We start from the raw sequence: 17,044 nt of genomic DNA on the forward strand, positions 1-17,044 counted from the left end.
CTCTACGTAGTCGTCGGCAGTCGGCAAGACCGTATCGTTCACACGCTTCTCGCTGCGGTGCTCACGAAACTGATGAGGATGTAAACGATGATCATCAGAACGAAGAAGGACAGGTCGAGTGCCACGCCCCCGAGACGCAACGGCGGGATGAACCGCCGAAGGAGCTTGAGCGGTGGATCGGTGACAGTGTAGGTGGCCTCAAGAACGACCACCATCGCCTTGCCAGGCACCCACGAGGGCGCGAACTGGAAGACGTAGTCCATGACCAGTCGAAAGATCAGCACGATGAGGAAGCACATCAGCGCGATGTAGACAACCTCCAGAGCCACGCCCATCCCGCGCTTCCCTCTCCCCTTGCTGTCGCTGTCCGGCCTCCCGGCCGGGCCGGTCTTTGACGGTCCCGTGTCTTAACTCGTCGGTCTAGCTTTGGTTGAAGAACCCGCCCTCCGCAATGCGGGCCTTGTCCTCCGCCGTGACATCGACGTTAGCAGGCGACAGCAGGAACACCTTCTGTGTCACGCGTTCAATGCTGCCGTGCAGACCGAACACGAGACCGGCCGCGAAGTCGACGAGACGCTTCGCGTCGGTGTCGTCCATCTCCGTGAGATTCATGATCACCGGGGTGCCCTCACGGAAGTGTTCCCCGATGGTACGGGCCTCGTTGTACGTCCGGGGGTGCAGTGTGGTGATGCGGTAGGGCTCCCGCTCGGAGACGACCTTGGGCATGATCACGGGGGCGTTCTTCTCCATGGTGGGGCGTTCAGGTGTGATGGATGCCACGGGTGCAATTCGCGGCGATCGTCCGTTTTCTACCGGGATTGCGATGGGTTCGCGCTGCGCCGGGGGCTGTACGACTCGTACCGGTTCGTCCTGTACGGGCGGTTGGTGCGATACGGCCTGCTGCCGGCGGTCCCTGTCGCGGGCTCGTTCCGGTTCCGGCTCGGGTTCGAACTCGTCGTCGGGGTCGTACCCCGGGTTGTCGTACCGGTCGTCCTCCACGAGGCCGAGGTAGACCGCCATCTTGCGCATCGCGCCGGCCATTCTCTGAGTCCTCCGCTCTGTGGTGGATCGCCCTGTCGCAGGTGTCGCAGGTGTCGTGTCGCATTGTCACCAAAGTCACCAACTGCCTGCGATCCACGTGGTCTGTCCGCTCATCTGCGGAAATGACCATATTTTCTGCTGTGGTCCGACTTTCTTCGCGACGTTACCCGAGCCGGGCCCTCGCGCCGAGTACCGCAGTGCCGACGCGTACATGTGTCGCACCGGCCATGACGGCCTGTTCCAGGTCGGCGCTCATCCCGGCCGAGACCATCGTGGCAGCCGGATGGTCCGCGCGCAGCTGGGATGACAATTCCAGCAACCGCTCGAAGGCGGCCTGTTCGCGTCCCGCGTAGGGACCGGCCAGCGGCGCGACCGTCATCAGACCGTCGATCCGCAGTCCCGGCGCCGCGGCGAGGAGGTCCGCCAGTTCCGGCAGCAGGTCCGGCGCCGCGCCGCCCCGCTCCCCGCGCTCCCCCGACCCGGCGTCGAGCGCGATCTGTACGAGGCAGCCGAGTTCGCGTCCGGCCTTGACCGCGGCCGCCGAGAGCGCGGGCACCAGCCGGGCCCGGTCGACGGACTGCACGACGTGTGCGTAACCCGCCACCGAACGGACTTTGTTCGTCTGCAACTGACCGACGAAGTGCCAGCTGAGCGGCAGATCCGCGCAGGCCGCGGCCTTGGGAGCGGCGTCCTGGTCGCGATTCTCCGCCACATGACGGACACCCAGCTCCGCCAGCAGTCGTACGTCGCTCGCGGGGTACGTCTTGGTGACCACGATGAGGGTCACCTCGTCCCGCCCCCGCCCGGCCGCCGCACAGGCGGTGGAGATGCGTTCCTCCACCCGCTCCAGGTTGGCGGCCAGCTCCGAGCTACGGTCAGTCATCTTTCAATCCCACCAGATGTATCCGGCAAGCCGCCCGGTCACCCGGTCGCGGCGGTACGAGAAGTGGTCCCGCGACTCCAGTGTGCAGACCGGGGAACGGTGGAGATCCACCACCCCCGCCGCGGCGAGCTGCGCGTGCACCCCGGCGACCACGTCGACGGCCGGTGTCCCCCAGCTGGTCTCGGCGAAGGCGGCCGGTACGACCGCCGCGACCTCGTCCCGCATCGCGGCGGGCACTTCGTAGCACCGCCCGCAGACGGCGGGTCCGGTACGGGCCACCATCCGCCCGGGTTCCGCGCCGAGGGAGACCATCGCCGCCACGGCGGCGGGCACCACCCCGGCGACCAGTCCGGGCCGCCCGGCGTGGGCGGCGGCCACCACCCCGGCGACGGGGTCGGCCAGCAGGACGGGGGTGCAGTCTGCGGTGAGGACCGCGAGGGCGAGCCCCCGACGGGCGGTCACCACCGCGTCCACGGCGGGAACCTCCTGGTCCGCGGCCCAGGGGCCGTCGACCACGGCGACGTCCCGCCCGTGCACCTGGTTCATCCAGACCACCCGGTCCGGGGCCAGGCCCAGGGTCCGCGCGGCCGTCGCCCGGTTGGCGCGGACGACGTCCGGGTCGTCCCCCACCGCACCGCCGAGGTTCAGCTCCTCATACGGAACGGCGCTCCCCCCGCCCCACCTGTCGGTGAAAGCGAAGTGGGCGCCGCTCACGGTGTGCTGCTCTATCGTCACTTCAAGAAATCCGGGACATCCAGCTCTTCGGCCGGGCTGTCCTGGTACGGCCGGGCCGTCGGGACCTGCGGGGCCGCCGGGATCGCGGCCTCGGCCGGAGCCTTCTCGACCGGGATCTGGACGTCCTCGCGCGGGGTGACCGAGCCGAGTCCGCCGAAGGCCGGACGGACCGGCTCCGCGGCGCGGACCGGCGGGGCCGGCTCCTCGCGCTTGGTGGACGCGGCACCGACGACGTTGTCCCGGCGGGCCGGGGGCTGTCCGCCGTCGAACCCGGCCGCGATGACGGTGACCCGTACCTCGTCGCCGAGCGCGTCGTCGATCACGGCGCCGAAGATGATGTTCGCCTCGGGGTGCGCGGCCTCGCTGACCAGCTGGGCCGCCTCGTTGATCTCGAAGAGACCGAGGTCGGATCCACCGGAGATGGAGAGCAGCACGCCGCGGGCTCCGTCGATGGACGCTTCCAGCAGCGGGGAGGAGATCGCCATCTCGGCGGCGGCCACGGCGCGGTCGTCGCCGCGGGCGGAGCCGATGCCCATGAGCGCCGAGCCCGCCTCGGACATCACGGACTTGACGTCCGCGAAGTCGAGGTTGATCAGACCCGGGGTGGTGATGAGATCGGTGATGCCCTGGACGCCCGACAGCAGGACCTGGTCCGCCGACTTGAAGGCGTCCAGCACGCTGACCTGGCGGTCCGAGATGGACAGCAGCCGGTCGTTGGGGATGACGATGAGGGTGTCGACCTCTTCGCGGAGTTCGGCGATGCCGTCCTCCGCCTGGTTGGCGCGCCGGCGGCCTTCGAAGGTGAAGGGCCGGGTGACCACGCCGATCGTCAGGGCGCCGAGCGAGCGCGCGATGTTGGCGACCACGGGGGCGCCACCGGTTCCGGTGCCACCGCCTTCGCCGGCGGTGACGAAGACCATGTCGGCCCCCTTGAGGACCTCCTCGATCTCCTCACGGTGGTCCTCTGCCGCCTTGCGGCCGACGGCCGGGTTGGCTCCGGCGCCGAGGCCCCGGGTGAGTTCACGACCGACGTCGAGCTTGACGTCGGCGTCGCTCATCAACAGCGCCTGGGCGTCGGTGTTGATGGCGATGAACTCGACGCCCTTGAGACCGACCTCGATCATTCGGTTGATGGCATTGACACCACCGCCGCCGACACCGATGACCTTGATGACTGCGAGGTAGTTCTGCGGTGCTGCCACGTCGAAGGCCTCTCGCCTCGAGTTACGTGTCGCCGCCTCGCGGGCCTGCGGTGCGACGACTGATGCCGAAAGTGGGACGGTCCAACACGCCGACCCGAACCCTAACCCTGAAGTTTAGGGTTAAGAGTGTGTCTGTTCCCTGGACTCTCCGAACAGGACACTAAGTCGACAAGTGGTGCGCGTTCAACGAACACGCCGAACCTCCCGTTTTTCTTTTCACCCTATGTGATCACCCATATCGCTGGCCAACCAGGGTGCGTCGCTGTTCGACCCGGCGTCAACTCCCGGACACCGCAGGGGCCGTGGGGGCGCTCACGTCGAAGTGGTCAGCCTTGGGCACGGCCTTGAGCAGCGCGGTCAGCGCGCGGGCCTTCGCCTCACCCTGCTCCCCGCTCCCCCAGACGACCTTCCGGCCCCGCGTCAGCTCCAGTACGACCGCGTCGTACGAGCCCACCTTGACCGTCAGGGTCTCCCTGGCCACGGGCGCGGGGAGGTCGCCCGCGATCGCCACCGCCTCGCGCAGCAGCCGTTCCTCGTCGAAGCGGCGGGCGCTCGGCGACTGTCCGGCGGCCAGTTCGAGGAGCGGAACGCCCGCGGGTGCTTTCGGAACCGTGTCGAATCGCACACCCGAAGCGTCCACTTCCACGAAGTCCGTGCCCTTTTTGATGAGCAGGACGGGTTTGCGCTCCGTCACTTTCAGCCCGATTCCGTGCGGCCACGACCGGGTGGCCGTGACGGTGTCGACCCGCGGCAGCTTCGCGCGGACCCGGCTCTCGATCTCGCCGGTGTCCACGGTGACGAGCGGGGCCCCGACCGGAACGGCCGCCGCCGCGAGCACCTGTGCCGGGGTGAGCACCTCGGTGCCGCCCGCAGTGACCTTCTCGACCCGCAGCCAGCCGGACCCGTACAGGGCCCACGTGCCGCCCGCGCCGAGCAGGACGGCGGTGAGGGCGGCCGCGAGCAGCACCGGGCCCCGGCGCAGGCGCCCCCGGCCGGGCCGGGGGCCGCGGGGGCCCGGTGCCGCTGCTTTCTTCGCCGCTTTCGCCGTCCTGCCCGGCTTGGGCGGTCGGGGTGGCCTGGACGCCTTGGCGGGCTTCGGTGGTTCGCCGCCCTTGCGTGCGGTCGTCGCTCCGGCCACTGCGGTGCCTCCTGCGTCCGTGCCTTCCCGGCTCAGCGGGCTCTGTGTGCGGCGATCGCCTCGTAGACCATGCCGACCAGCAGATCATCCGCATCCCGGCGGCCGAACTCGGCCGCGGCGCGCGACATCTCGTACAGACGGTGCGGATCGGCGAGAACCGGGAGGACCTGGCTGAGGATCCACTCGGGCGTCAGTTCCGCGTCGTCGACGAGCAGGCCGCCGCCGGCCTTGACCACCGGCTGGGCGTTGAGCCGCTGTTCACCGTTGCCGATCGGCAACGGGACGTAGGCGGCGGGCAGCCCGACGGCGGACAGTTCGGCGACGGTCATCGCACCCGCGCGGCACAGCATCATGTCGGCGGCGGCGTACGCGAGATCCATCCGGTCCACGTACGGTACCGGTACGTACGGCGGCATCCCGGGCATGTTGTCGACGCGCGGCAGTTCGTTCTTCGGGCCGACCGCGTGCAGGATCTGGATCCCGGAGCGCTGGAGGGTCGGCGCGACCGCCTGGACGACCTCGTTGAGCCGGCGCGCGCCCTGCGAGCCGCCGGAGACCAGCAGCGTCGGCAGGTTGGGGTCGAGCCCGAAGGCGGCCCGCGCCTCGGGCCGGACCATGGCCCGGTCCAGGGTCGAGATGGAACGCCGCAGCGGGATCCCGATGTAGCGGGCGTTACGGAGCTTGCTGTCGGGCGTGGAGACCGCGACGGCGGCCGCGTAGCGCGAACCGATCTTGTTGGCGAGGCCCGGCCGGGCATTGGCCTCGTGGACGATGATCGGGACCCCGAGCCGCTTGGCGGCCAGGTAGCCGGGCAGCGCCACGTAGCCGCCGAAGCCGACGACACAGTCGGCCTTGGTGCGCTCCAGGATCTGCTCGGCCGCCTTGATGGTGCCGCGCAGCCGTCCCGGGACGGTGATCAGCTCCGGGGTGGGCTTGCGGGGCAGCGGTACGGCGGGGATCAGTCCCAGCTCGTAGCCGCGCTCCGGCACCAGGCGGGTCTCAAGGCCCCGTTCCGTTCCGAGGGCGGTGATGCCCACGGAGGGGTCCTGCCTGCGCAGGGCGTCCGCGAGGGCGAGCGCCGGCTCGATGTGGCCGGCGGTCCCCCCACCGGCGAGTACGACATGCACCGAAATTCACCGCTCTCCGGACGGACGCTTCTTGACGCGCCGTCTCATCGTCTTCCATCTCAGCCCGGCCCGCTTCCAGCCGAACTTCGGCTGTCGCATCGCGAGCGCCGCGCGCGCCCCGGGCTCCTCCCGCGCGAACGCGATGAGCAGTCCCACGGCGAACATCGTCGGCAGCAGGGCGGACCCCCCGTAGGAGAACAGCGGGAGCGGGACCCCGGCGATCGGCAGCAGACCGAGCACCGCACCGATGTTGATCACGGCTTGCGCCGTGATCCAGGTGGTCACGCCTCCCGCGGCAAACCTGACGAAGGAGTCCTCCGTACGTCCGGCCACGCGGATACCCGCATAGCCTAGAGCCGCGAACAGGGCGAGTACCGACAGCGTCCCCGCCAGCCCCAGTTCCTCACCGGTGATGGCAAAGATGAAGTCCGTGTGGGCTTCGGGCAGTTGCCCCCATTTTTCCACGCTCGCACCGAGTCCGGAACCGAACCATCCACCGGACGCCAGGGCGTAGATTCCGTGGACGGCCTGCCAGCACAAGTCGTTCTTGCCCGGATCTGTCGCCCCCAGGCACTCGAGGCGGTCCATCCGGTGCGGGCTGGTCTTGATCAGTACGGCGACGATCACACCCGCGAAGGCGAGTACGCCGGCGAACATCCTGGTCGGAGCCCCGGCCAGCCACAACAGGCCGAAGAGGATCGCGCCCAGGATCATCGCGGTGCCCATGTCCCCGCCCAGCATGATCAGCCCGAGCAGCAGGAAGGTCACCGGCACCAGCGGCACCAGGAGGTGCTTCCACTGGCTCAGCAGCTCCTTGTCGCCCTTGCGGGCCAGCAGGTCGGCGCCCCACAGGATCAGTGCCAGCTTGCCGAACTCACTGGGCTGGAGCATGAACGGACCACCAAGGGAAATCCAATTCTGGTTCCCGTTGATCGACACGCCCATCCCCGGGATCTGGACCAGGGCCATCAGGAAGAGGGTTCCGGCGAGGACCGGGTAGGACAGCGCCCGGTGCAGTTTGACGGGCATCCGCGAGGCGGCCAGCAGCAGGACGGCACCGATGGAGGCGGCCAGGAACTGCTTCTTGAAGAAGTACGAGGCGCCCAGGCCCAGCTGGAGGCCCTTGATCATGGAGGCCGAGTAGACCATCACCAGACCGAGCCCGGTGAGCAGCAGGGCGCTGCCGAAGATCAGGTAATACGCGGTGAGCGGACGGTCCCAGGCCCGGCGCACCTGCCGCTGCGTGCGCCGCAGCCCGTCCAGCGAACCGCGCCCGGGGGTCCGCTTGGCGCTCGGCGCGGGCCGTTTGCGGCCCTGCGCCTTCGGCTTCGGGGCGGACGGCCGCCGCCCCGGGAGCAGTTGCTTGGCCGGCATGTGTGATCTTCCCCTCCACTCGTACGAGCAGCCGACCGGAGGGGTCCGACCCCTGCCTCGCTAGGCGCCCGCCGCGGCGAGTTCGCGGACGGCGTCGGCGAACGCGTCCCCGCGCTTGTTGTAGTTCGCGAACATGTCCATCGAGGCACACGCGGGTGCCAGCAGGACCGTGTCGCCGGGCTCGGCCAGCCGGGCCGCTTCCCGGACCGCCGCGAGCATCGCCCCAGTGTCGGTCCGTTCCAGCTCGACCACCGGGACCTCGGGCGCGTGTCGCGCCAGCGCGTCGCGGATCAGGGCCCGGTCGGCGCCGATCAGGACGGCGCCGCGCAGCCGCTTCGCGGAGCGGGTCACCAGCTCGTCGAAGGTCGCGCCCTTGGCCAGGCCGCCCGCGATCCACACGACCGGCTCGTAGGCCGCCAGGGAGGCTTCCGCGGCGTGCGTGTTGGTCGCCTTGGAGTCGTCGATGTAGGTGACCCCCTCGACCTCGGCGACGTACGCGATCCGGTGGGCGTCGGGGCGGAAGTTGCGCAGGCCGTCGCGGACGGCGCGCGGCTCGACGCCGAAGGCGCGGGCCAGGGCCGCCGCCGCGAGGGCGTTGGCGATGTTGTGCGGGGCCGGCGGGTCCACGTCGGAGACCTCGGCCAGCTCCTGGGCGTTCTTCTGCCGGTTCTCCACGAAGGCGCGGTCGATCAGGATGCCGTCGACGACGCCGAGCATGGAGGGGCCGGGGGCGCCGAGGGTGAAGCCGATGGCGCGGCAGCCCTCTTCGACGTCTGCTTCGACGACGAGGTCCTCGGTGGCCTTGTCGCCGACGTTGTAGACGCAGGCGACGGTGTTGCCCTCGTAGATGCGGCCCTTGTCGGCGGCGTACGCCTCCATGGTGCCGTGCCAGTCGAGGTGGTCGGGGGCCAGGTTCAGGACGGCCGCCGAGTGGGCGCGTACGGAGGGCGCCCAGTGCAGCTGGTAGCTGGAGAGTTCGACGGCGAGCACGTCGTACTGTTCGGCGCCGGTGACCACGTCGATGATCGGGGTGCCGATGTTGCCGACGGCGGCGGTCCGCAGACCGGCGGCGCGCAGGATCGACGCGAGCATCTGGGTGGTGGTGGTCTTGCCGTTGGTCCCGGTGATGGCCAGCCAGGGCGCGGCGTTCTCGCCGCGCAGCTGCCAGGCGATCTCGACGTCGCCGACGACGTCCACACCGGCCGCCGCGGCTGCGGCGAACAGCGGGCTGTCGGGCTTCCAGCCGGGCGAGGTCACGACGAGGTCGGTGCCCTCGGGGAGGGTCTCCGCGTCGCCGAGGCGTACGGAGATGCCCAGTTCGCCGAGTTCGGCGGCCCGCGCGCGGTGGCCCTCGCTGTCGCCGCCGTCGACGACGGTCACCACCGCACCGAGGCCGGCCAGGGCGCGGGCGGCGCTGATGCCGCTCACGCCGAGACCGGCGACGGTGATGTTCTTGCCGTTCCAGGCGGTCACTTGTCCGCTGCCCATCCCGCGTAGAAGAGTCCGAGGCCGACGATCACGCACACGCCCTGGATGATCCAGAAGCGGACCACCACAAGGACTTCGGACCACCCCTTGAGTTCGAAGTGGTGCTGGAGCGGCGCCATCCGGAAGACCCGCTTGCCGGTCATCTTGAAGGAACCGACCTGGATCACCACGGACATGGTGATCAGGACGAAGAGGCCGCCGAGCAGGGCGATCAGGAACTCCGTGCGGGAGCAGATCGCGAGACCGGCGAGCGCGCCGCCGAGGGCCAGCGAACCGGTGTCACCCATGAAGATCTTGGCGGGCGAGGTGTTCCACCACAGGAAGCCGAAGCAGGCGCCCATGAGGGCGGAGGCGACGACCGCGAGGTCGAGCGGGTCTCGGACCTCGAAGCAGGCGGACGGGTTCGGCAGGGTCTGCGCGTTGGCGCAGGACTCCTGGTACTGCCAGACACCGATGAAGGTGTAGGCGCCGAAGACCATCACGGCCGCGCCGGTGGCCAGTCCGTCGAGGCCGTCGGTGAGGTTCACGCCGTTCGACATCGCCAGGATCATGAACAGCGCCCAGACCACGAACAGCACCGGCCCGATGGACCAGCCGAAGTCGGTCACGAAGGAGAGCCTCTTGGAGGCGGGCGTGAGCCCGCGCCCGTCCGAGAACTGCAGGGCGAGGACCGCGAAGGCGATGCCGACGATCAGCTGGCCGGCCATCTTGGCCTTGGCCCGCAGACCCAGCGAACGCTGCTTGACGATCTTGATGTAGTCGTCCAGGAAGCCGACCACGCCCATCCCCGCCATCAGGAAGAGCACCAGCAGACCGGAGAAGGTCGGCTGGCTGGAGGTGATCACCTTCGTCAGGGCGTACGCGACCAGCGTGGCCAGGATGAAGGAGATGCCGCCCATGGTGGGCGTGCCCTTCTTCCCGGCGTGGCCGCGCGGCCCGTCGTCCCGGATGAACTGGCCGTAACCCTTGCGGGCCAGCCCCTTGATCAGCAGCGGGGTGCCGACGAGAGTCAGGAAGAGCCCGATGACTCCCGCGAACAGGATCTGCCTCATCGGCCGGTGACCTCGCCCTCGCGCTCAAGGAGCGCCAGCGCGACCCGCTCCAGGCCGATGGACCTGGAAGCCTTCACCAGCACGACGTCTCCCGGGCGCAGTTCACTGCGCAACAGGTCGACCGCCGCCTGCGCGTCGGACACGAGCACCGACTCCTCACCCCACGAACCCTCGTTATATGCGCCCAGTTGCAGCCAGGACGCTTCCCTGCCCCCGACTGCGATGAGCTTGCTCACGTTGAGCCGGACGGCGAGCCGTCCGATCGCGTCGTGCTCGGCGAGCGACTCGTCGCCCAGCTCGGCCATGGGACCGAGCACCGCCCACGTGCGGCCCCCGTTCGCCCGCGCGCCGCCGCCCATCGCGGCAAGTGCGCGCAGGGCGGCCCGCATGGACTCCGGGTTCGCGTTGTAGGCGTCGTTGACGACTGTCACGCCGTCCGCCCGCTCGGTGACCTCCATCCGCCACCGGGACAGCGTGCCCGCCCCGGAGAGCGCGGTGGCGATCTCGGCGACGGACATGCCCAGTACATGGGCGACGGCGGCCGCGGCGAGCGCGTTCGACACGTGGTGCTCACCGTACAGCCGCAAGGTCACTTCGCCGCACCCGGTGGGTGTGTGGAGTGTGAAGGAGGGCTGTCCCGCCGGTGTCATCCGCACCTCGGTGGCGCGTACGTCGGCGTCCTCGGCCTCTCCGAAGAGGACCGTACGGGCCTTCGTACGGGCCGTCATGGCGCGCACGAGGGGGTCGTCGGCGTTGAGGACGGCGACTCCGCCCGCGGCCTCTTCCGGCAGGGCCTCGACCAGCTCGCCCTTGGCCCGCGCGATCTGCTCGCGGCCGCCGAACTCGCCGATGTGGGCGGTGCCGACGTTGAGGACCAGGCCGATCCGCGGCGGGGTGAGGCCGGTGAGGTAGGCGATGTGGCCGATGCCGCGGGCGCCCATCTCCAGGACCAGGTGCCGGGTGTCGGCGGTGGCCTTGAGCGCGGTGAGCGGCAGGCCGATCTCGTTGTTGAGGGAGCCGGGCGTCCACACGGTGGGCGCGTGGTGCTGGAGCACCTGGGCGATGAGGTCCTTGGTGGAGGTCTTCCCGGCGGAGCCGGTCAGCGCCACCACGTCGGTGCCCAGGCGCTCGACGACGGCCCGGGCGAGGGCGCCGAGCGCCTTCTCGACGTCGGGGACGACGATCGCGGGTACGCCGACGGGCCGGGCGGCCAGGACGGCCGCGGCGCCCGCGGCGACCGCGCGCTCCGCGTAGTCGTGGCCGTCGACGTGCTCGCCGTCGAAGGCGGCGAACAGGCTGCCCGGCTCGACCTGGCGGGAGTCGATGACGACGGGCCCGGTGACGCGTACGGACGGATCCGGTATGTCGTGCGCAAGCCCGCCGGTGATGCCGGCGATCTCGGCGAGGGAGAGGTCGATCACTGGTTCACCTCGGCCTGTCGGGCGGGCGTGGTCTGGTCCGGCTGGGTCCGGTCCGGTGCGCCGCGGTGCGCCTCGATGGCGGCGCGGAGCACGGCGCGGTCGTCGAAGGGCCGTACGACGCCCCCCGTGTCCTGGCCCTGTTCGTGGCCCTTGCCCGCGACGAGGACGGTGTCACCGGGTTCGGCGCGCGCGACGGCGGCGGCGATGGCCGCCGCCCGGTCGGCGTCGACGAGGACGGTGGCCCGCTCGGCGGCCGGTACGGACACGGCGCCCCCGAGCATCGCGGCGAGGATCGCGAGCGGGTCCTCGGAGCGCGGGTTGTCGGAGGTCAGCAGCGCGGTGTCGGCGAACCGGGCGGCCGCGGCGCCCATCGGGGCCCGCTTGGTGGTGTCGCGGTCGCCGCCGCAGCCGAGCACGATGTGCAGCTTGCCCTCGGTGACCTCGCGCAGCGCCCGCAGCACCGATTCGACGGCGTCGGTCTTGTGCGCGTAGTCGACGACGGCGAGGTACGGCTGGCCCGCGTCCACGCGCTCCAGGCGGCCCGGGACCCCGGGGACGGCGGCGACGCCGTCGGCGGCGGTCTGCGGGTCGATCCCGGCGGCGGCCAGGGTGACGACCGCGGCGACCGTGTTGGCCACGTTGAACGGGCCGGGCAGCGGGGCGGTGGCCGAGACCCGCTCCCCGTCCGGGCCCACCAGGGTCAGGGTGGAGCCGACGGGGCCGGAGACGACGTCCTCGGCGCGCCAGTCGGCGGCCGGGTCGCCGGTGGCCGAGAAGGTCACCAGCGGGATCGTGGCCTCCTTCGCGAGCCGGCGCCCGTACTCGTCGTCGAGGTTGACCACGCCCAGGCGGCTGCGGCGCTCGGTGAAGAGCCGCGCCTTGGCCTGGAAGTAGTCCTCCATGTCGGAGTGGAACTCCATGTGCTCGGGGCTCAGGTTGTTGAAGACGGCGACGTCGAAGACGCAGCCGTCCACCCGGCCGAGCATCAGGGCGTGGCTGGAGACCTCCATGGCGACGGCCTGGACGCCGCGTTCGCGCATGACCGCGAAGAGCGCCTGGAGGTCGGTGGCCTCGGGGGTGGTGCGCTCCGACTTGACGGCCTGGTCGCCGATCCGCATCTCGACGGTGCCGACGAGTCCGGTCATCCGCCCGGCCTGCCGCAGCCCGCCCTCGATGAGGTAGGCGGTGGTGGTCTTGCCGGAGGTCCCGGTGATGCCGATCTGGAGCAGGTCCTCGCCGGGGCGTCCGTAGATCGCGGCGGCCAGCTCGCCCATCCGTCCGCGCGGGTCGTCGACCGTGAGGACGGGCAGTCCGGTGGCGGCGGCGCGCGCGGCGCCCGCCGGGTCCGTCAGGACCGCGGCGGCGCCCAGCTCGGCGGCCTGCGGCGCGAAGTCGGCGCCGTGCAGGCGCGCTCCGGGCAGGGCCGCGTAGACATCGCCCGGGCGGACCGCGCGCGAGTCGTGCGTGATGCCGGTGATGCCCGTGGGACGGCCGTGACGGCCGTGCTGGCCTGGGCTGTCGGGCACCTCGGCGGGCACGGGCGTCTCGATGCCGAGCAGCGCGGCCAGATCGCCGAGCGGGGTCGGTCGGACGGCCAGCGGCCGGGGCGCTCCTGGCAGCGCTGCCGGGGCGTCTTTCTGGGTGGTTCTGGGCTGATCAGCGTGGGGCACGGCGGTGAGCGTACCGGGCGCAGTGGGCCGGTTGCGAAGCGAGGGCCCGGTCGTGGGGCCTTCGACGGGCCGGTTCCCGGGTTTCGGGGTGATCGTTGTCACTGATGGTGCCTCACGGTCTGGTGGCTCGGCGGTCTGCTCACTGGCCGGGTTCGAAGGTGACCGGCAGTCCGGCGGGGGCGGTGCCGCTGGGGGCGACTTGGAGGGTCTTGAGGGCGAACTCCATGACCTTCTTGTAGATGGGCCCGCAGATCTGTCCGCCGAAGTAGCTGCCCTTGGTGGGGTTCTGGATGGCGCAGTACACGGTGACGCGCGGAGCGTCCGCGGGGGCGAAACCCGCGAACGACGCGGTGTAGCCCTTGTAGTGGCCCGTGGCGGGATCCACCCGGTTGGACGTTCCGGTCTTGCCGCCGACCCGGTAGCCCGGGATGCGGGCCTTGGTGCCGGTGCCCTCCTGGTCGTCGACGACCGATTCGAGCATTTCGGCGAGGGTCTTGGCGGTCTCGGCGCTCACCACGCGGCTCTTCGCGGGCGCGGCGGACGGGGTGAACCGGCCGTCGGGGCCCTTGGTGCCGCGGACCAGGGTGGGCGTGATCCGGACACCGCCGTTGGCGATCGTCGAGTACACGGAGGCCGCCTGCATGGCGTTGAGGGAGAGGCCCTGGCCGAAGGGGATCGTGTACTGCTGGGAGGTGGACCAGGCCTCGGGCTTGGCGAGGATGCCGCGGGACTCGCCCGGGTAGCCGAGCCCGGTGGGCTGCCCGATGCCGAATTTGTCCAGGTAGGAGTACAGGACCTTGTTGGCCTCGGGCTGGGTGGCGCCGAGCTGGCCGGTGGCCAGGATGGTGCCGATGTTGCTGGACTTGGCGAGGACCCCGTTCAGGGTCAGGTTCCAGGTCGGGTGGTCGATGTCGTCCTTGAAGAGCCGGTCGCCGCGGTGCAGCCGGTTGGGGACGGTGACGTGGGTGGCGGGGGTGGCCTTCTTCTCCTCCAGGACGGCGGCCATCGACATCACCTTGGCGGTGGAGCCGGGCTCGTAGACGTCCTGGAGGGCCGCGTTGCCCATGGCGGCGGAACGGGCCTTGGTGAGGTCGTTGGGGTCGAAGCCGGGGGCGTTGGCCATGGCCAGGACCTCGCCGGTGCGGGTGTCCTGGACGATGACGTACCCGCGGTCCGCCTCGGACTTCTGGACCTGCTCGGTGATGGCGCTCTGGGCCGCCCACTGGATGTCGCGGTCGATGGTCAGTTCGATGTCAGCGCCGGGCACGGCGGGCTTCTCGCTGGATCCGGCGGTGGGGACGCGCCGTCCGCCGGACTGGGCGTAGGTCAGTTCGCCGTCCTTGCCGGAGAGCTTCTTGTCGAGGGAGGACTCCAGTCCGCCCGCGCCCTTGCCCTCGGCGTTGACGTAACCCAGTATCCCGGCGGCCAGGTCCCCGTTGGGGTACACCCGCTTGCTGCTGGGCTCCTGGAAGACGCCCGCGAGGACGTTCGCGCCGGGGCCGTTGTTCTTCTTGTCGGCCGCGGCCTTCTCGGCGAAGACCCGCTTGAGGTCCTTGATCTGGTTCCAGACCTGGGGGGTCTGGCGGCGGGCGAGCACGACGTAGCGGGTGTTCTTCGTCGCGAGCCGCTCGGTCAGCTCCTTGGCGTCCTTGCCGAGGATGGGGGCGAGGAGGGCGGCGGCCTGCGCCGGGGCATCCGGGGCCTTGCTCTCCTGCGGGGTGAACATCGAGGGGTCGGCGGTGATGTCGTGCGCGTCGACGCTGGTGGCCAGAGCCACGCCCTTGCGGTCGGTGATGTTCCCGCGTTCGGCGGCCAGGGTGTAGCTGGCGAAACGGTTCTTGGAGGCCACGGCGGAGAAGGCGGAGGCGTCGACCGCCTGGACCTGGAGCAGCCGGATGACGAAGGCCGCCATGACCAGCGTCAGGCCGAGGCCGACCAGGCGCAGCCGGGGCTTGGGCGCGCCGAGCCGGATCGTGTGCGGCGGCCGGGGCGCGGTGGGGCGGCGGGTGGCGGGGCGGGACGCCGGCCGGGTGGCGGGCCGCGCGGTCGTACGGGGCCTGGGCGGCCCGGGGATCCGCCGCCGCGGAGGTTCCTTGGGGCTCACTCGGTCACCTGCCGGGGGTCGGGGTGGGCTTGCCCGCGGGGGGCGGGGGCGGGACGGCGCCCGGGGCCGCGGCGGGCGGTGCGCCCGCCGGGCCGGCGGGGGCCGGGGCGGCCGGGGAGGCCGGGCCGGGCTGCTGCGCGGGCGGCTGCGCGCCCGGCGGGGCCGCGGGCGGCGGGGAGGGCGGGGCGGGGACCTCGGCGGCGGTCGGTGTGCCGCTGACCTTGCCGTCGGGCCCGAGGAAGACCGGGCTGCCGCCGGGCACCAGCCCCAGTTCGCGGGCCCGGCGCTCCAGCGCGTCGGGCGCCGACTGGGCGTCCACGTCGCGCTGGAGGGCCTGCTGCTCGTCGGTGAGCGAGGTGGTCTCCTTCTTCAGCTTGCTGAGCTGGAAGGAGCCCTGGTTGAGCGCCGAGTTCAGCAGCAGCAGGCTGATCAGCCCGCCGCCGAGCAGTACGACGACCAGCAGCACGAAGGGCGTCCGCCCGGCCTTGCTCACCCGGTCTCCTCCCGGTGCGCCCGCGGAGCCCGCGCGCCGCGGGCCGCGGGCGCTCCACCCCCGCCGGTCACAGGTTCTCCGCCCGGATCCGCTCGACGCCCCGGCAGCGGGCGGGGGCCGCGCGGCGGTTCTCCGCGATCTCCTCCTCCGTCGGCAGTTCCGCGCCGCGGGTGAGCAGTTTCAGCTTGGGCTGGTACTTCTCCGGTACGACGGGCAGTCCGGGCGGCGCGGTGTTCGCGGCGCCCGCCGCGAACACCTGCTTGACCAGCCGGTCCTCCAGCGAGTGGTAGGAGAGCACGGCGATCCGGCCGCCGACCGCGATCCGTTCCACGGCCGCCGGGATCGCCCGCTCCAGCCCCGACAGCTCTCCGTTGACCTCGATGCGCAGGGCCTGGAAGGTCCGCTTGGCCGGGTTGCCGCCGGTCCGCTTGGCGGCCTGGGGCAGCGCGTCGCGGATCAGTTCGACCAGCCGGGCGCTGTTGCTGAAGGGTTCCTTCACGCGCTCGCGCACCACCGCGGAGACAATCCGCTTGGCCTGCTTCTCCTCGCCGTACTGGCGCAGGATCCGCACCAGCTCGCCCGGCGGGTAGGTGTTGAGGACCTCGGCGGCGCTCATGCCGGTCGTCTGGTCCATCCGCATGTCCAGGGGCGCGTCCTGCGCGTAGGCGAAGCCGCGGTCGGCCTCGTCGAGCTGCATGGAGGAGACGCCGAGGTCGAAGAGGATGCCCTGGACGGTGGGCGTGCCGAGGCTGTCGAGCACCTCGGCGAGGTCGGCGTAGATCGCGTGCACGAGGGTCGCGCGGTCGCCGAACGGCGCGAGCCGCTCCGCGGAGAGCCGCAGCGCCTCCTTGTCGCGGTCGAGCGCGATCAGGCGCGCTTCGGGGAACCGGGTCAGCAGGGCCTCGCTGTGGCCGCCGAGACCGAGGGTGCAGTCGACGACGACGGCCCCGGGCCTCTCCAGCGCCGGGGCCAACAGGTCCAGGCACCGCTGGAGCATCACCGGGACGTGTCGGGACTCGCTAGTCAAAGCGCCCTCTCAGTTAACGGCGCGGCAGGCGCACGCACCACCGGGCCGGCCGGAGAGCCGGAGGAGGCCGGGCCGTGCGTACGCGCCGCGCACGCGGAGTTTCATCGGGGGCCGGGAGGCCGGTGAGGGCCGGGCCCCGGCCGGTTCGCGCCACTTTAGTCCAACGGTCGCCGCGGTCAACGAACCGCCCCGCGCGCCGTGCGCCCCTCTCCCGGTGAACCGGCAAATGCCCCGAATCACCCGGTCGGCCGCCCCCACCCCACCCTTGTGGGTTAGCTCACAACAAGGT

Annotated in this window: 15 protein-coding genes; all 15 read right to left on the reverse strand. The window is 71.3% G+C overall.

Going from position 1 to position 17,044, the window contains the following annotated elements; genetic code table 11:
• Positions 1 to 38: 38 nt before the first annotated feature.
• The 15 genes from OHS33_RS09640 to rsmH all read right to left on the reverse strand — a co-directional run bounded on the left by OHS33_RS09640 (position 39) and on the right by rsmH (position 16,725).
• Positions 39 to 335 (reverse strand): YggT family protein, encoded by a 297-nt coding sequence (locus OHS33_RS09640; protein ID WP_330329963.1) that lies wholly within the window; start codon positions 333 to 335, stop codon positions 39 to 41.
• A gap of 85 nt (positions 336 to 420) precedes the next feature.
• Positions 421 to 1,041, reverse strand: a complete 621-nt coding sequence (locus tag OHS33_RS09645) for a cell division protein SepF (RefSeq protein WP_330329964.1) — start codon at positions 1,039 to 1,041, stop codon at positions 421 to 423.
• A gap of 163 nt (positions 1,042 to 1,204) precedes the next feature.
• Positions 1,205 to 1,924: a YggS family pyridoxal phosphate-dependent enzyme gene (locus tag OHS33_RS09650; protein WP_330329965.1), complete on the reverse strand. Its 720-nt coding sequence runs from the start codon at positions 1,922 to 1,924 to the stop codon at positions 1,205 to 1,207.
• Positions 1,925 to 1,927: 3 nt separating this feature from the next.
• Positions 1,928 to 2,638, reverse strand: coding sequence for a peptidoglycan editing factor PgeF (pgeF, locus tag OHS33_RS09655; RefSeq protein WP_443065427.1), 711 nt, complete (start codon positions 2,636 to 2,638; stop codon positions 1,928 to 1,930).
• 17 nt (positions 2,639 to 2,655) lie between these two features.
• Positions 2,656 to 3,861 carry a cell division protein FtsZ gene (gene ftsZ, locus OHS33_RS09660; RefSeq protein WP_330329967.1) on the reverse strand — a complete coding sequence of 402 codons (1,206 nt, stop codon included), beginning with the start codon at positions 3,859 to 3,861 and terminating at the stop codon, positions 2,656 to 2,658.
• A 277-nt stretch (positions 3,862 to 4,138) separates the two neighbouring features.
• Positions 4,139 to 4,999, reverse strand: a complete 861-nt coding sequence (locus OHS33_RS09665; RefSeq protein WP_443065276.1) for a cell division protein FtsQ/DivIB — start codon at positions 4,997 to 4,999, stop codon at positions 4,139 to 4,141.
• A 32-nt stretch (positions 5,000 to 5,031) separates the two neighbouring features.
• Positions 5,032 to 6,126: an undecaprenyldiphospho-muramoylpentapeptide beta-N-acetylglucosaminyltransferase gene (murG, locus tag OHS33_RS09670; protein ID WP_330329968.1), complete on the reverse strand. Its 1,095-nt coding sequence runs from the start codon at positions 6,124 to 6,126 to the stop codon at positions 5,032 to 5,034.
• Positions 6,127 to 6,132: 6 nt separating this feature from the next.
• Positions 6,133 to 7,500 carry a putative lipid II flippase FtsW gene (gene ftsW, locus OHS33_RS09675; protein ID WP_330329969.1) on the reverse strand — a complete coding sequence of 456 codons (1,368 nt, stop codon included), beginning with the start codon at positions 7,498 to 7,500 and terminating at the stop codon, positions 6,133 to 6,135.
• A 60-nt stretch (positions 7,501 to 7,560) separates the two neighbouring features.
• On the reverse strand, positions 7,561 to 8,988 hold the full coding sequence (gene murD / locus OHS33_RS09680) for a UDP-N-acetylmuramoyl-L-alanine--D-glutamate ligase (RefSeq protein ID WP_330329970.1): 1,428 nt from the start codon (positions 8,986 to 8,988) through the stop codon (positions 7,561 to 7,563).
• Positions 8,970 to 10,040: a phospho-N-acetylmuramoyl-pentapeptide-transferase gene (mraY, locus tag OHS33_RS09685; RefSeq protein ID WP_330329971.1), complete on the reverse strand. Its 1,071-nt coding sequence runs from the start codon at positions 10,038 to 10,040 to the stop codon at positions 8,970 to 8,972. Before mraY ends, murD begins: the two co-directional genes overlap by 19 nt.
• A complete protein-coding gene (locus tag OHS33_RS09690; protein ID WP_330329972.1) occupies positions 10,037 to 11,461 on the reverse strand; it encodes a UDP-N-acetylmuramoyl-tripeptide--D-alanyl-D-alanine ligase in 1,425 nt (474 codons plus the stop codon). Before OHS33_RS09690 ends, mraY begins: the two co-directional genes overlap by 4 nt.
• Positions 11,458 to 13,233, reverse strand: a complete 1,776-nt coding sequence (locus OHS33_RS09695) for a UDP-N-acetylmuramoyl-L-alanyl-D-glutamate--2,6-diaminopimelate ligase (protein WP_330329973.1) — start codon at positions 13,231 to 13,233, stop codon at positions 11,458 to 11,460. Before OHS33_RS09695 ends, OHS33_RS09690 begins: the two co-directional genes overlap by 4 nt.
• Before the next feature lie 37 nt (positions 13,234 to 13,270).
• Positions 13,271 to 15,235: a peptidoglycan D,D-transpeptidase FtsI family protein gene (locus OHS33_RS09700; RefSeq protein ID WP_330329974.1), complete on the reverse strand. Its 1,965-nt coding sequence runs from the start codon at positions 15,233 to 15,235 to the stop codon at positions 13,271 to 13,273.
• A gap of 4 nt (positions 15,236 to 15,239) precedes the next feature.
• Positions 15,240 to 15,728, reverse strand: a complete 489-nt coding sequence (locus OHS33_RS09705) for an FtsB family cell division protein (RefSeq protein WP_330329975.1) — start codon at positions 15,726 to 15,728, stop codon at positions 15,240 to 15,242.
• Between the two features lie 67 nt (positions 15,729 to 15,795).
• Complete coding sequence (gene rsmH / locus OHS33_RS09710; protein ID WP_443065428.1) at positions 15,796 to 16,725, reverse strand: 16S rRNA (cytosine(1402)-N(4))-methyltransferase RsmH; 930 nt, start codon at positions 16,723 to 16,725, stop codon at positions 15,796 to 15,798.
• Between the last annotated feature and the right edge of the window lie 319 nt (positions 16,726 to 17,044).

This window comes from Streptomyces sp. NBC_00536, assembly GCF_036346295.1.
Classification (GTDB): domain Bacteria; phylum Actinomycetota; class Actinomycetes; order Streptomycetales; family Streptomycetaceae; genus Streptomyces.